Annotated in this window: 13 protein-coding genes; 7 read left to right on the forward strand and 6 right to left on the reverse strand. The window is 51.5% G+C overall.

Annotated features, from left to right (window positions below; all coding sequences use genetic code 11):
* Positions 1-5: 5 nt before the first annotated feature.
* From DWU89_RS19410 to coaW, 5 genes are all read right to left on the reverse strand, one after another.
* Positions 6-812, reverse strand: a complete 807-nt coding sequence (locus tag DWU89_RS19410; protein WP_244205955.1) for a PDDEXK nuclease domain-containing protein — start codon at positions 810-812, stop codon at positions 6-8.
* Positions 813-846: 34 nt separating this feature from the next.
* The gene (menB, locus tag DWU89_RS19415) at positions 847-1,662 is read right to left on the reverse strand and encodes a 1,4-dihydroxy-2-naphthoyl-CoA synthase (RefSeq protein WP_115501288.1); all 816 of its coding nucleotides are present in this window, start codon (positions 1,660-1,662) and stop codon (positions 847-849) included.
* Between the two features lie 6 nt (positions 1,663-1,668).
* Positions 1,669-3,351: a 2-succinyl-5-enolpyruvyl-6-hydroxy-3-cyclohexene-1-carboxylic-acid synthase gene (menD, locus tag DWU89_RS19420; RefSeq protein ID WP_115501289.1), complete on the reverse strand. Its 1,683-nt coding sequence runs from the start codon at positions 3,349-3,351 to the stop codon at positions 1,669-1,671.
* Positions 3,352-3,355: 4 nt separating this feature from the next.
* Positions 3,356-4,729, reverse strand: coding sequence for an aminopeptidase P family protein (locus DWU89_RS19425; RefSeq protein WP_115501300.1), 1,374 nt, complete (start codon positions 4,727-4,729; stop codon positions 3,356-3,358).
* A gap of 233 nt (positions 4,730-4,962) precedes the next feature.
* The gene (gene coaW, locus DWU89_RS19430; protein WP_115501290.1) at positions 4,963-5,805 is read right to left on the reverse strand and encodes a type II pantothenate kinase; all 843 of its coding nucleotides are present in this window, start codon (positions 5,803-5,805) and stop codon (positions 4,963-4,965) included.
* 96 nt (positions 5,806-5,901) lie between these two features.
* Between coaW and DWU89_RS19435 the strand changes: the two genes are divergently transcribed.
* The 7 genes from DWU89_RS19435 (at position 5,902) to DWU89_RS19470 (ending at position 11,227) form a co-directional block, all read left to right on the forward strand.
* Positions 5,902-6,246 (forward strand): hypothetical protein, encoded by a 345-nt coding sequence (locus tag DWU89_RS19435; RefSeq protein WP_115501291.1) that lies wholly within the window; start codon positions 5,902-5,904, stop codon positions 6,244-6,246.
* Between the two features lie 18 nt (positions 6,247-6,264).
* Entirely contained in the window at positions 6,265-6,690 is a 426-nt protein-coding gene (locus tag DWU89_RS19440; RefSeq protein ID WP_115501292.1) for an ATP-binding protein, read from the forward strand.
* 3 nt (positions 6,691-6,693) lie between these two features.
* Positions 6,694-8,070: a [Fe-Fe] hydrogenase large subunit C-terminal domain-containing protein gene (locus tag DWU89_RS19445; protein ID WP_115501293.1), complete on the forward strand. Its 1,377-nt coding sequence runs from the start codon at positions 6,694-6,696 to the stop codon at positions 8,068-8,070.
* Positions 8,057-8,395 carry a DRTGG domain-containing protein gene (locus DWU89_RS19450; protein ID WP_115501294.1) on the forward strand — a complete coding sequence of 113 codons (339 nt, stop codon included), beginning with the start codon at positions 8,057-8,059 and terminating at the stop codon, positions 8,393-8,395. Before DWU89_RS19445 ends, DWU89_RS19450 begins: the two co-directional genes overlap by 14 nt.
* Positions 8,392-9,132 (forward strand): PHP domain-containing protein, encoded by a 741-nt coding sequence (locus tag DWU89_RS19455; RefSeq protein ID WP_115501295.1) that lies wholly within the window; start codon positions 8,392-8,394, stop codon positions 9,130-9,132. The genes DWU89_RS19450 and DWU89_RS19455 overlap by 4 nt, the downstream gene beginning before the upstream one ends.
* Positions 9,129-9,659 carry an ATP-binding protein gene (locus DWU89_RS19460; protein ID WP_115501296.1) on the forward strand — a complete coding sequence of 177 codons (531 nt, stop codon included), beginning with the start codon at positions 9,129-9,131 and terminating at the stop codon, positions 9,657-9,659. The genes DWU89_RS19455 and DWU89_RS19460 overlap by 4 nt, the downstream gene beginning before the upstream one ends.
* Positions 9,660-10,093: 434 nt before the next feature.
* Positions 10,094-11,227 carry a hypothetical protein gene (locus tag DWU89_RS19470; protein ID WP_115501298.1) on the forward strand — a complete coding sequence of 378 codons (1,134 nt, stop codon included), beginning with the start codon at positions 10,094-10,096 and terminating at the stop codon, positions 11,225-11,227.
* Between the two features lie 126 nt (positions 11,228-11,353).
* On the opposite strand, the gene DWU89_RS19475 is transcribed toward DWU89_RS19470, so the two are convergent.
* Positions 11,354-15,472 (reverse strand): GLUG motif-containing protein (locus tag DWU89_RS19475; RefSeq protein WP_316250681.1); only part of this gene is annotated, 4,119 nt, incomplete at its 5' end.

The raw sequence follows: 15,472 nt of genomic DNA on the forward strand, positions 1-15,472 counted from the left end.
CATAGTTAGGCAGCCTGAACTGCCCTATACCCACCCATAAGAGAACTTATGGTTTTGGTATAAACAAATCGCACGAATAAAAGATCCAGATAATAGTCTTTCTTTCCAACTTTAAGAAGATATTGGCGGCCCATATAAGCAAAGCCTTTTCCTAATTCAAGCAGAAATTGGGAGATTTGTTGAACAAGTCCGTTTTCGATATCTCGTTCTATTGCTTTATTGGATAGTTGGAGAAAATCAAAATGGTAAGGATCTTTTAGCAGTTCATTTGCCAGCTCGCTTTGTGGGGGAAGGAGTGTCTTTGTGAAATTGTTGATAGACTTCCCTTGTTGATGGAACAGGCCTTTTTCAATATGGTATTCCAGAATGGCACGACTCCAACCGTTCTCTACGGTTTTATGGATGTAGAAAAGGGCTTCTTTTAAGGATTTGATTCTGCCGAGGAGTAAGACATGATGTCCCCACGGAATTTCAAACAAAAAGCTCGCTTCTAATTCGCGCACAACTTGTGCGCATATTGGGTTCACTTGACAATAAAACAGATAAAACTGTTTACATCTTCTGAGATTACTGGCAGACAGTCCCTTTATATCAGGGAATTCAGCCTGTAAGTCTTTGCTTAGCTGTTCTATGAACCCGCTTCCCCATTGGGAAGCTTGCTGCTTTTCTACAATTTGTTCGCCAAGGTTCCAGTAAAGACGGATTAGTTCGCTGTTCACTGCTATAGCAGCTTTGATTTGGCTTTTCCGAATGTTGGCTTTTAGTTCGGTAAGCCACAAGCGATAATCCTGTTGGTTGGATAGTTGTTCCATTCTGTTATGTTTAGTTGATAGTTAAGAAATCGGCTTACGGAAATTTAGGATAATCCTCGAAGCGGGGACGGCGTTTCTCGAGGAAGGCCTTGCCGCCCTCCTGGGCTTCGTCGGTCATGTAGTAGAGCATGGTGGCGTCGCCGGCAAGCTCCTGGATTCCGGCTTGCCCGTCCAGTTCGGCGTTGAGGCCGGCTTTGATCATGCGGAGGGCGAGCGGGCTGAGCAGCATCATCTCTTCGGCCCAGCCGACGTATTCGTCTTCGAGCTTATCCAAGGGTACGACTTTGTTTACCAATCCCATGTCGAGTGCTTCCTGTGCATTGTATTTGCGGCAGAGGAACCAGATTTCGCGTGCCTTCTTCTGTCCGACGATACGGGCCAGGTAAGAAGAACCGAATCCGGCATCGAAGCTGCCCACACGAGGTCCGGTCTGTCCGAAGATCGCATTTTCGGAAGCGATCGTCAGGTCGCAGACTACGTGCAGCACATGGCCGCCGCCGATTGCAAAACCGTTTACCGCCGCAATCACCGGCTTCGGGATCGAGCGTATCTGCTTCTGCACATCGAGCACGTTCAGGCGGGCTACGCCGTCTTTGCCGATATAACCGCCATGGCCTTTCACATTCATATCACCTCCGGCACAGAAGGCTGTGTCGCCGGCGCCTGTCAGCACGATTACGTTAATATCGGGGCGTTCGCGGCAGATATACAGAGCATCGCTCATCTCTGTTGTCGTCGTCGGAGTGAAAGCATTGCGATAGCGTTCACGGTTGATAGTTATACGGGCAATCCCGTTGTAGAAATCGAATAGGATATCTTCATATTCTTTGATTGTTGTCCATTCTCTCATTACGAATTATGAATTGTTTGCTTTTTGTTGTTTTAGTTGATGATAATACTCTTTGAGCAGCCGCACATCTTCCGCTGCATCCGTAAATACCTCCATCAGCATCGGTTGGCTGTAAGGCGTAGGCTGTGTGAAGGTTGTCATGGCTTCTGTTAGTTCTTCGGCGTTGTGCACGGGGAAGTAGGCAAAGCCTCGTTCTTCGGCCCAGCCTTTGGCGGAGGTCTTATGCGTGGCGGTGACAAAGCGGTGTGTCTTGTCCTCCATTTTCAGACCGGGTAAGGCCTGGAATATCTCGCCCCCTCCGTTGTTGAGCAGGAGAATGCGCAGGTTACATCCGTAGTTGACGTTCCAAAGAGCGTTCATGTCATAGAAGAAACTCAGGTCGCCAAGTACCACGAAGTTCAGCTTGTCCGAGCAGACGGAGTAGCCGATGGCAGTCGAGAGCGAGCCCTCGATACCACTTGTCCCGCGATTGCAGCAGACTTCGACCTCTTCCGGAAGCGTGTAAAGCTGTGCATAGCGTACAGTCGAACTATTTCCTAAGTGCAAGGCCGCAGGCGCAGGAAGCGACTTGATCAGCGCTCCGATAGCCGCCATCTCCGAATAGGCGAACTCCGGTTCCGGCAGGTTTCGGGTATTGTTTTCCCAAACGCGCGGGAACTCCGTCGTCCGGTTCTCCAACAGATAGGCGATCTTTTCAAGGAACTCGAACGGGTCCATCTCGATCACTGTCGTCAGCGAGCCGTAGAGGTCCGCCACTTCGCCGTCGAGCGAGACGTGCCAGTGTTCGCGGGGCGGATGTTTGCGCAGGAATTGCTTGAGGCGCTTCGACACGATATGTCCGCCATAGGTAATCACCAGATCTGGCACCATCTTCTCCTGCGTCTCCTCCGGCAAGGCGTAGAGGGCTGCGTCGAAGTTCTTTACCGGTATGCCCGGAACAGTCTTGTTCCCGGTATGTTCCGTCAGCCAGGCGAAATGCTTATAGAGCAGTTTGGAGATTTTCTTTTCGAAGAGATAGATCAGGCTCATCTGTCCGGCGATGATCATGCGGCGGTTGTAGTTGTTCAGCCGCTCGATCAGTCCGCCGTACTCACGGTCGTAGACGTTCAGCCCCTGGTAGCGGGTGATGACGCGCACCTTGGGCAACTCCTCTGCCGTGAAGCGGAACAGGGGTTCGGAAACCGGTACATTGATGTGTACCGGTCCTTTCCCGTGATGGTTCAGTTCGAGCAAGGCTTCGTTGATCAGGCGGTTGCAATACCACTCGTCTTCGTCGGTATGTATCTCCGGCAAGTTAACGGACTTCTTGACCAGCGAGCCGAAAACACCCGGTTGCGGAAGCGTCTGCCCGTCCATCTGTCCGATCCACGCACCGGGACGGTCAGCCGAGATTACAACCAGTGGCACTTGCTGGTAGAAGGCTTCCGACACAGCCGGATGGATGTTCAGCAGCGCACTGCCCGATGTACAACAGATGGCTGCCGGCTGTCCGCCATGCAACGCTAACCCGAGGGCAAAGAACGACGCACTCCGTTCGTCCGTCACCGGATAACAGGAGAAAAACGGATGGTTGGCAAGCGTGTGCACGATAGGCGAGTTGCGGCTACCGGGACACAAAACTATTTTCTTAATGTTATGCTCGATGAGCAGCGCTACGAGCTGCTGGATGTTTTTCTTGTCTGAATACATAAACTTATCTTAAAGCTTCCACATCTTCTGCATGAATAGGAATCTTCTTACCTAACAGGCGGGCCCCATTCTCTGTGATCAGATAGTCCTCTTCGTTGCGGATGCCGCTGAAGTCTTTGTAAGTAAACAGCTTTTCGTAGTTGATAAACTCTGTAAACTTGTTCTGGCTTCTCCACAAGTCCATCAGTTCGGGGATGAAATAGACACCCGGTTCGATCGTCAGGACAAAGCCCGGTTCGAGCTTGCGGCCCAGGCGCAAAGACTTGCGGCCGAACTCCGTGCTCTTGGGCTGGCCGTCATAGCCGACATATACTTCGCCCAAGTTTTCCATGTCGTGGACATCCAGCCCCATCATGTGGCCCAGTCCGCAAGGCATAAACATCGCATGGGCACCGGCTTTCACTGCTTCCATCGGGTCGCCCTTTACGAAGCCCAGGTCTTTGAGGCCTTCCATAATCACCTTGCAGGACAGTTCATAGACATCGACGAAAGGAACGCCCGGACGCAAAGCTGCAACGGCTGCTTCGTGGGACGCCACCTGGATATCGTAAATCTCGCGTTGGCGGGTCGTAAACTTGGAGTCCGCCGGAATCGTGGACGACATATCGCCGGCATATCCCATCTCCGTTTCGGCACCGGCGTCGAGCAGCAACATATCGCCGCTCTTGATCATATTGCTATGGTCATGGTTGTGCAACGTCTGTCCGTTGATCGTCGCAATGATCGGGAAGGAGAGCTCGTAGTTGTTAGCGTAAGCCACTTCCGCAACAGCGGCGGCCACTTCACATTCGCGGATACCCGGACGAACGGTACGCATGGCAGCTAAGTGCATGTCGGCAGTCACGATACATGCTTTCTCAATCTCGGCAATCTCTTCTTCGCTCTTATAATTACGCTGGTTGACAACGCCCATGATGAACGGAACAGATGGCTTTTCAGCTCCCGGAACAACGCCTAACCATTGGAACAGCTTGATCTGATGCTCGGCACGGTAAGTCGGCAGGTAATGAACCGGCTGGCCTTTCTGCTGAGCATTCTTCAGGTAAGCCTCGATTTCGTTGAACGGACGCACTTCAGTGATACCGGCCGCTTCGCTCTTTTCCTTCAGCGTCGGTTGCGTGCCCATCCAAACGATTGCGTCGATGGTCAACTCGTCTCCGAAGATAATCTCGCGGTTGTTGTCTATATCGATAATGGCGGACAGCCCAGCGTAGGGGAGTCCGAAGAAATACAGAAAAGTGGAGTCCTGGCGGAAATGATATGTGTTATCGGCATAATTCATACCGGACTCGTCGTTACCCAGAAACAACAGCAGGCCGGAACCTATCGTCTGTTTCAATTTAGCCCTGCGGGCGATATAAGTTTCTTTTGCAAACATGATATTATTAATTTGGTTTAATGCTACCAAAGATAGGCATAAATTATCATCCGCGCCCATCGGGCCCCTATTATTTTTACAGGCGCCCTGCATATATCTGAAAATTCCTTAAAAAGTTTCACCTGTTTCGTCAAGGTGAAACTTTAGTTTCATGCCGGAGAAACTTTTGTTCCACCAAGGAGAAACTTTAGTTTCATTACTATGAAACTTTTTACGGGTGCAGGGCTGTTACCCTACTTGACCGGATAGATTGTCGACCGGTTGATATAGGTCAGGGCGGCACCTATAGCCGTCCGGTATTCCGAATACTTGGGGATCAGGAAACGGACACCGTACATTTTTTCCATCTTCGGAAAGACTTCCTTGCATTGGGGCAGTTGTGTCAGGTTGCCGATCAGCACGAAATCTTTGATCGAACTGTTCAGAGACGCCAGGAAGGCTGCTTGGCCGATGGATTGCAGGACCATGTGGATAATGCCGGATGCGATGTCTTCGGGCGACGCATTGCCGTCCGCCTTTCCGAAGTTGGAAGCCGTGGCATCTAATGGCAGGTCCGGCAGCGGTCGGTTACAGATGTCCTGTATCTGGAGGTCGATGTTGATCAACGTTCCCTTTTGCGCCATTTCGGCAATCAGATGAATGTCTTGTGTCTTCAGGAGCAGGCGCGACAAGCCCAGCAGGGTTCCGCCTCCGACACCGAGTCCGCCGATATGCCGGATCTGCTGTCCTTCCACCTTCACGAAGGAAGTACCGGTACCCATGCTCACCACGATCAGGTTTTCCTGCGGGATGGCGTATCGGGCGCCGAGGCCGTTCGCCATAAACTCGTCGGCCTTGGCTGTCGGCAGGCCGTATAGCGGTTGGTCTATATAGGCGCTTCCCACGCCGGTCAGCATCACCATTTCTATTTCGGACAGCGTGATCCCGTTGTCGTAGATGTATTTGCCGAATGCGCCGAACAGAGATGTGACCGGATCGGTCGCCTTGACGAACATAGGCGATTTAATAGCCTCGTTTTCTATCCCGACGATCTTAGTCGTGCTGCCTCCCACATCAATACCGATTACTACACCCATATTATTACGAATTTAATGTAAAGTTTCTGCTTCTTTTCGCTTGCAAAGTTATAACTATTTCTTACATTGTCCCGGCAAATATAACCTTTATATAGTATGAAGATACGGCAGATAAAAGCACTTACCGACGCGACAGTCGTCTGTGGAGGCGACCGGGAGGATTATGAGGTGCAATGCGCTTTCGCCAGCGATTTGATGAGTGATGTCCTGACGACAGACTGTAGCGACGTGCTTCTCGTCACCGGCCTGTGTAATACGCAGACGATACGGACGGCAGAGATGGCGGATATTCCCTGCATCCTGTTCGTGCGGGGGAAGAAGATCACACCGGACATGCTGCAACTGGCGGCGGAGAACGATATGATCCTGATGGAGACGGACCATTCCATGTACCACGCAGTGGGTGAACTGTATAGTCGCGGTCTTCTGCCGGTCTATTAAAACGAAGGAGGTGCGGATATGCAATTCAGATTTGAACTGGAAGGAGGAAACTTCTCGAAAGCCGGCTATGCTTCAAGCCAGATAAAGAAAGTGTTGAAGCAATTGTCTGTCGACCCGCGCGTGATCAAGCGGGTGGTGGTCGCCTTGTACGAAGCCGAAGTCAACGTGGTGGCCCACGCCTGGCGCGGGACGGTGCAGGCGGATATCGATGCAGACAAGATCGGCCTTCTGTTGCAGGACGAAGGGCCCGGCATTCCTGACATAGACCAGGCGATGCAGGAAGGTTACTCGACGGCGTCGCCCGCCGTGCGCGAGATGGGCTTCGGTGCCGGAATGGGACTGCCCAATATGAAGAAGAATGTAGACGAGTTAACGATAGAAAGCAAAGTAGGGAAAGGCACGACCGTTCGTATGCTGACCTATTTCGCCATGAAAAACAACTAAGCCATGGAAGAGACAAAGTTTTATCACGCATTAAAGATAGAGGAGGAGCGCTGTGTCGGCTGTACTCACTGCATGACAAAGTGCCCGACGGGAGCCGTCCGCATCCGCGACGGGAAAGCCTCCATTCGGAAGGATTGGTGTGTGGACTGCGGCGAATGCCTGAAAGCCTGTCCGGCGGAAGCGATCTACGTGGAGCAGGACGACTTTCAGAAGATATTCGATTACAAAGCTCGTGTCGTACTGGTCCCGACGGTCTTTATCGGGCAGTTCTCCAAATATAAGACGGAGGAGGAAATATTCAGTGCGCTCTACGAGTTAGGCTTTACGCACGTCTATCAGGTCGAGTTTACGGCAGATATGATCCACCGCGAGATGCTCCGGCAGATGGAGCAGGCGGAGGAAAAGCCCGTGATCAGTTCTTTCTGTCCGGCTATTGTCCGGCTGATACAGGTGCGCTTCCCGGCGCTGGTCGACAATATCCTGCTGGTCAAGTCGCCGGTCAACGCGACGGCTACTTACTATCATAAGGTATTGGAAGAAGACGGCTTCCTCTCCGACGAGATCGGTATCTTCTACGTGACGCCCTGTGCCGCGAAGATCGCTGCGTTGAAAGGGGCGGAAGGCTATTCGTCCACGATCAAAGGCGTGATCAATATGGACACCCTATATAATAAGGTATATCATATCCTGAAGAACCGCCCGAAAGACTATAAGCCGGAATGCGTCCTCCCGCCGGCATTGACCAAGAAGGAAATGCGCTGGAGCCAGACCGGGGGCGAAGCCAAACAATTCTCCGGCCGCTGCCTGGCGATCGACGAGATACATAATGTCATCGAATTTCTGGAACGGATGGAGACGACGACCGAAGTGCGCAACGTGGACTTCCTCGAACTTCGCGCCTGCGACCGTAGCTGTGCCGGCGGCGTGCTGGCCGTGGCCAACCGTTTCCTGACGGCCGAGCGGGTTATGAAGCGTTCGATGAAGCGCGACAAGGCGCCGCTGATCTATTCCGACCGGATAGAGGCGTTGGCTTACCTGAAGCAACATATCACGATCCGACCGCTCGAACCTAACCCGAAGTTGAAGTTCGAAGGCAATATCGAGGAAGTATTGAGCAAGATGGAACAGGTGCGCAAGCTGATGTGTTACTTGCCGGGCATCGACTGTGGTGCTTGCGGTTCGCCTAACTGCCAGGCGTTGGCAGAGGACATTGTCCGCCACGAAGCCCAGTTCAGCAGTTGTGTCTTCATGCAGCGCAACATGGAAAAGCACGGTAAGTTGGATAAGGAACACGCCTTCCGCCTGATCGAAAAGACCTGGGGGAAGGATCGTCTGAATAAAGATTGTTATAAGAAAGGAGCTAAATATGAAGGTCAGTGATTTAGTACGTGAGTTGGGTTTGACGGTGTTTTGCGGCGAGGCCGGGTTAGCTGTGGAGATATCCGGCGGCTACACCAGTGATCTGCTGAGTGATGTAATGGGACATATGGAAGAAGGAATGCTCTGGATTACGATGCAGACCCACCAGAACATCCTGGCTGTCGCCACGCTGAAAGATGCCGCCGCCGTCCTGATCGTAAACGGGGCCGTGCCGGACGAAGAGACGTTGGCAAAAGGGAAAGAAGAGGATGTACCGCTGTTAGGAACTACGCTTTCCGCATTCGAGGCAAACGGCAGAATCTATCAACTGTTGCACAAGGCATGAACGAATACCGGGTAGACTTGCATATCCATACCTGCCTTTCGCCTTGCGGAAGCTTAGAGATGAGTCCGGAGCGGATTGTGGACACCGCCCTTGCGCAGGGCCTGGACGCAATCGCCATCACGGACCATAACAGCACGCTGCAATGTCCCGCCATCCAGGCGTTGGGAAAGGAGAGGGGATTGACGGTCTTTGCCGGAGCGGAAGTCACCACCCGCGAGGAGGCGCATTGCGTCGCCCTCTTTGCCGACGATGAGGCCCGTGCCGCCTTCCAGGAATATCTCGATGCCCACCTGCCGTCCGTCCCGAACGATCCCGAACGCTTTGGTGACCAGGTCTGGGTGAACAGTCAGGGTGAGATACTTGGCGAAGCCCCGTATCTGCTCATTTCCGCTCTCGACCAGCGTGTGGAGCAGATTGCGGCGGAGGTCCGGCGGCTGGGCGGGCTGTTCGTCGCGGCACATGTGGAACGCCCTTCGTTCAGCCTGATCAGCCAGTTGGGGTTCATCGATCCCTCCCTGCCGCTGGATGCCATCGAGTATAACGACCGGGGGCGATACGAGCAGCTTGCCGCCCTTCATACATATCTTAGCCGCTATGTCCGCTACGCCGCCTCCGATGCGCATTACCCCGGGCAGATCGGAACAAAATACGCCCTGCTGAAAGCCGATGCGCTCACATTCTCACATCTGGCCATGGCTTTCCGTGGGGAAAACGGCTACACGATTCAGACAACATGAATAATCTATCTTTCCATATCACCGATATCACCGCGAACAGTATCCGGGCGAACGCTTCGGAAATAAAGCTATATATATATGTAGGAAACGGCGAGATCGTCATCCGCATCACCGACAATGGCTGCGGGATGGACCGCGAGACGCTGGCCCGTGTCACGAACCCGTTCTACACCACGCGGACGACGCGTAAAGTGGGCCTCGGTATCCCTTTCCTGATCCAGAACGCCGAGCAGACGGGCGGCTCCGTCACGATCACTTCCGAGCCGGGAAAGGGAACGGAGGTAACGGCCCGTTTCCGTTCGGACAATATCGACTGTCCGCCCTGGGGCGACCTGCCGGGGACAGTTGCGATGCTGATTACGGGCAATCCGACGGTCAACGTCTCTTTCGAATATCAGTCGGACGATGCGGACTTCTCCGTCAGCACCGGTGAGATCATGGAAATCCTGGACGGCATTCCGCTTAGCCATCCGAAAGTAATGCTGCTTATAAAGGAGATGATAAAGGAGAATACTTACAGGGCTTGAAGCATGTTTATATCGGCTGGTAGTAACTGCCTGTCCCAGCGCCCCTACAGGTAGGGTGTCCAAAACCATGTACCTAAAAATGATATAAAAGACTTATCTTTGTAGCATAAATTAAATCAGCGTATTTATGTCACAAAGTAAGTCTTCTCAAGAATCCTCCGAGATAATTCGCTTAAAGCGAGCGTTATCCGAATCTCAAAAGCAACTATTGAAATCGGAAAAGAAATATTCTACTCTCAAAGAGAAATATCAAAAGTCACAGAAAGAACTTAAAAAAAAGACGAACAGAGCACATCCGACTCTCAAAATCAAGAACAATTAATCTCCGACCTATTGAACGACATAAATACCCTGAATTTATAGTGTCTTTAAGCGTTACTCTTTATGATAAACTTCACTGTGGTTTCGAGAAAATAGTATCCATATTATCAACATTGAATGATCTTCTGGGTTGGAACTTCAAGTCCTTGCCCAATCGCAATTCAATCGAAAATTGGGTTAAGAAAAGCGGCTATTACGTCTATCACTCACCATCAGAATTCCTCCAAACAGATAATTTAGCTGCGATTGTCGACGAAAGTATGATGATGGGGAGTGAAAAGCTACTTATAACTTTAGGTACGCCGGCTTCCCATCCTGGACATCCGCTGTTGCATTCCGATGTACATGTATTGGGTCTGCATGTTGCCTCCAGTTGGAATTCACGGGGAGTTTGTGACAAACTGAAAGAAATGGAAGGTAAAGTGGGGCATGCAATAGAATATGTCATAAGTGATAACGCCAGCGTTATGAACAGCGGCATACGCTTGGGTTCCTACACTCAAATTCGTGACATAAGTCATACTTTAGGTATGTTTTTGGAACGGCTTTATAAGAAAGATGATGAATTCAATTCTTATATGAAGTCTCTGGCGAATGCCAAATTCAGAGATGTGATGAAACCTATTGCTTACCTGCTTCCTCCTAAGTTACGGACTATAGCTCGTTTCTTAAATCTTTCGGATGTGGCAAAATGGTCAAGTAATATGTTGGAAAACTTTCATAAACTCACCGATAAAGAAAAGGATACATTCTCGTTCATTCACACATATGCGTCATTTATAGATGAGTTCTCTTCTGTTATGTCTTGTGTAAAATCGTTGGAACAGGAACTCAAACATAAAGGATTATCAGGTGATACAGTTCTGTTTTGTAGAAAATATATCCTAAAAGAACTCTATCAGGGAAATGGAAGAATGAGAAAACTGGCTGAAAATATCAGTCTATATCTCATGCAAGAACACGCCAAACTATTAAATAAAGAGCTAACATGGAATATTTCTTCTGATATTATTGAATCCATCTTTGGAACCTACAAGCAAAAGAGGTCACCTAATCTACTTAACGGCGTAACACCATTTGTCTTATATCTACCATTACATACACAAATTCATGAAGACAAACGAAGAACTTTTGACTTCAAGAGGGCTTTGGAGAAGATATATATGGCTGATATTGAACAATGGAAAAAGATTAATCTTACTGATAATCTTGTATATAAAAGAATTAAAACACTGAAAAGGGCTTAGATTGGGGGGACATGGTTTTGGACACCCTACCCTACAGGGCTAAGACCGAGGTACGCCCCTTTTAGCGTGTCATTGCGGGCTTGACCCGCAATGACACGCTGATTCATAATTCACAATTCCTCTCATTCACCTCGCCACCTTGAACCTCTGGTCCCCAACAACCACGATGCAAGGCCCGGCGGGTGCCTCCATCACCGTCTCGCCGGCAGGGAGGCGGAGGGAGCGGAGGAGGCTGCCGTCGAAGGTGTAGATGCGCAGGTCGGCAGCTACGGGCGTGCTGATGTGCAGCTGGCCGGAGGCGGTCCACAGGCGGACGGCGTCGGGCGTGACGGCGGCATTGGCGGTCGGGTCGTCGTTGCGGCGGATGCCGGTGACGGTGATGACGACGTCTTCCTGGATGTCGCGCACCACATATCGGCCGTCGCCGGCACGCGGCTCTATCGTCTCGCCCCGGCTGGTGGTGACGACCGGAACGGACTGGTCGTAGTCGGCATCGAGGGTGATCGAGAACGTGAAGTTCGTACCCTCTTCCACTGTCGTCTCGCCGGTTGCACGGCTAAAGGTCGCACCTTCCACGGCGGGCAGGGTGACGGTGTAGTAGGTCGGGATGACCACGGGAGGGGCCGGAGGCGTGGACTTCTCGGTGACGGTGAAGAAGCTGGTTAATAGGGTTGTGACAGTGGGGCCCGTGGATTTAAACATGACGTCTCTTAGTGTCACCGTTACCATACACCGGTATTTGCCGGCACCGAGGGAATAGCTTGAGTTGGTGTTGTCTATACCGTCATTCAGCTCACCCCAATGGTCATTCTTCCATTCATACCAAGTGTAAGCCAGAGTTGGGGAGGGAGAGGTCCCTTCCGACGCAAGACTGGCCGTTGCCGTCAGTACTGTCGTACTTCCAGCCGGAACTTCGGCATTACCGGATATTTTCGGGGTGATAATGACGTCTCCACCGGTTAATGGTACTGTGGCGGAAGTAATCAGTCCGGTGCGATCTTTGAATGTTCCTCTGTTTATGACGCCCTTCGAGCAGGTAAGCGTACCGGTGTTGCTTGCTCCCGAAAAACTCAAAGATCCTCCCTCTGCAACAGCAATGGAGTCGAGCGTATTGTCATGATTCAAGGACAAAGTAATCCAACCTTCTACTACCAAGCTATCCGCTTTGATGCCGCTTACCGCTATATTAAAGGAGTTCCCATTCGTTTTTCCTACTTTGAGTAGCGAGACCCGGGTATTTACCAGAATGTTATTATACTCATGTTCCCCGCTGCTGTCTGTATATTTCTTTGACTCTGTAATGGTTATGTCCCCGCTTGGGTCGGGCGCCTTGTTTCCCACGTTCTCATAGTTTGTAGCTCTTCCGGCGGTAGTCGAGAAGACCTCTACTATATCCCTACCATCATTCGACGACAACGAAGTCCCGATCAACGGTTCTCCTTTGCCTTCCTGGTAAAGTTTGTATTCGGCATCCGCCGTCACGTAGGCTGCAAAAAGGTGGGCCTCGTCGAGATACTTGCCGAACATCTCACGGGTGAACCGGATTTCTTCGTTTTCGTGCTTGGCTACCAGTTCCGTTTTAGGTTTATGGGTAAACTTCCATACAATAACGGGAACATTAGTAATAGTTGAAGCCGTAGAACTACCAGCCGATCGCAGTATGCCGCCCGGGTTAATCGAAATATTGCCGTAGTATCCTTGGCCTTGTCCGTAGGCATAAACCTTGCCTTCGCTGTCAATGGTGAAGGTCCCTTCATAGTTAGTGTAGATAGCGGTTGAACCTGTTCCTGTTATATACGCTTTCAGCACGTCACCAGCCGTGACCGAACCGCCTGCTAAGACTTTCAGTGCGTAATTATTGTTTCCGGTCATTACCGTATTCTCCACCGTCACCGGCCCGTCCAGCTTTAGCCCACCGCTGACTTCGACGTAGGAGGCTTTGAGGGTGTCGCCCTTCAGCGTCCAGTCTGCCTCGGCGGGGACTTGCAGGCTGTCGACGAAGCTGCCGGAGCGGGCTTTCAGGGAGAGGGGCGTCGTGAGGCCGTCGGCAGAGGTCAGGAGGATGTGGGCGTTGTTGGCGGCCTTATTCTCTATGCTGTAATAGGCCTCGGTCATGCTGTTTGCGCAACCGAGCGTGACGATCTTCCGGTCGTCGGTGTCGGTGTAGGTATAGCCGCTGTCGGCGGCATTTGCGTTGGTGGACAGGGCGGCGAGGTCGATGACATAGGGGTTGTCGGCTGTGCCTTTGTCGCCGGCGCTTGTCATATCGTAATATGAGGTGGATACTCTCGTTTCCGAATTTACGAAGTTGAAGGTGCTGACAAAGTTTCCGGTTTTATCGCCCAGCTGTCCTTTTTGAAAGTCCTTGCCGACCCTTACGGTTATGTTGTCGCCGCCGGGGTTGGTGGCGAATTTTATATACGAGTTCTCGTTGCCGCACGGTATTGTGACGTATCCTCCGTCCCAATTGACGGTGATGTTTGACTTCGGGGCAGAGTCCCACTTCCAACTTATTATATCACGTAAGCCACTGGAAATATTATTGATGTTTCCATAGAACAGGAAGCGGTTCTTCGGGTCGAAGTGGCATGTGCAGGATTCCAGGCTAAGCGCATATTGGTTACTGCTCTCACTTCCTTTCACCGTCACCGTCCCTTCGGAGCGCAAGGTGACGTAGGTCGCCTTCCCTTCGGTCTGGCTTTTACATATTCTGATAGCAGACGCGTAGTCAACGGAAGGCCCTGTCAACTCCGTCCCGTCTTTAAAGCTAAGCACCGCCGCCGTATCTGTCTTAATGGCAAGTTGTACGCCCGTGCCCGTGCCTTTTACGCGGCCACTGAAGGCGGCTTTTTGTCCGTCTGTCCCTTGCTTGTGTATCCACCCTTCGGTGTTGGAGAAGATGAGGGAGTCGGTGACGAAGGTCTGGGTTTCGTTTGTAGGGGTTGTGCCGCTGTTGGCCGTGAGGTCCGCAAGGTCCAACGGGCTGTCGAAGACGTCGGCCTTTGCGGTCGTGCCTTGCAAGTTGCTGTTGAAGCCTTTGAGGATGGGGAGGTTGCCGGTGTTGCTGCTGCTGTATTCCCAAACTGCGTCGTCGCCTGTCGGGAAGAGCTCGCCGAGGTCGGTGTCGGTATCGGCGTTGATGCCGTCGAGGTACTTGCCGTTTGAGTCTTCACCGACGCCTGTCACCTTGTAGTTCATCCGTATTTTGGTGGAGGCGTAGCAGGTGGCGGTGTCGCAATGGGTATTATAAGCATATACATATCCGCAAATACGGCCTAAGAAGTCACTCGTTGTGGTGTTCGTCGCGGTTATCTCATTGTTTGCGGCGAGGGCGTGGGAGAGGGTGCTATTGTCTATATAACCTACCACACCGCCCATTTGAGAAAAACTCTGTCCGGTTGCTTTTATCTTTCCTGTGGCATATACATGGCTGATGTTACTTTCTCCATCGATATATCCGACAAGGCCGCCGATATTTGCAGTGTAACCGTTTAAAGTCCCTTGTATATCGAGGGTCGCATAGCAATTCATGATATTTCCTCCGGAATTCTCACCTATAAGGCCGCCCAGCTTTTCACCGAGAGTTGATTCCACATCTATGACGGCGTTACTTTCTCCTATGGCGAAGCAGTTTTGTATGGTGCCTTTATTATAACCAGCTAAGGTGCCGGCAGTAACACCCTTGCCTTTTACCTTTATCCCTGCCGCAGCGACTTGGATTCCCAGGTCGCGGACGTCGCCCTGTAGGCAACCGAACAGGCCGGCATATATATTATTGCTTGTATCATCTATATCTATCTTCAGCCCCGTTACCACCTTGTGGTTGCCGTTGAAGGTTCCGTAGAAAGGGATAGGTGAACTATTTCCTATCGGCGTCCAGTAGTACCCGGAGAGGTCAATGGTGTCGTTGGTGAGTGAGGTAGAGAGCTCGACGGTGCAGTTCTTAAAGCCTTTCTGGTGGGGGTTGAACTGGTTGTCTGTGCTGCTTTCCTTGTAGACGGAGCCGGTGTTTGTGATTCTTGCGATCCAGGCGAGGCCGAGGGCGGTCTTGATGGTGTAGAGGGTGTCGTTGTTGGTGATGGTGACCTGGACGTCTGTGGACGAGTCGTCGGTACCGACGGAGACATTGGCAAGAACGTTTTCGTCTTGCCAGTTGGTTTTATCTTGTCCTTCCGCCTTGGCGGTTGGGGCAAGGAGGAGGAGGGAGAGGAGGAGGATGAGGGGGAGAGGGGTTGTTTTCATGAT

Origin of the sequence: Parabacteroides acidifaciens (assembly GCF_003363715.1) — a bacterium.
Classification (GTDB): Bacteria; Bacteroidota; Bacteroidia; order Bacteroidales; family Tannerellaceae; genus Parabacteroides; species Parabacteroides acidifaciens.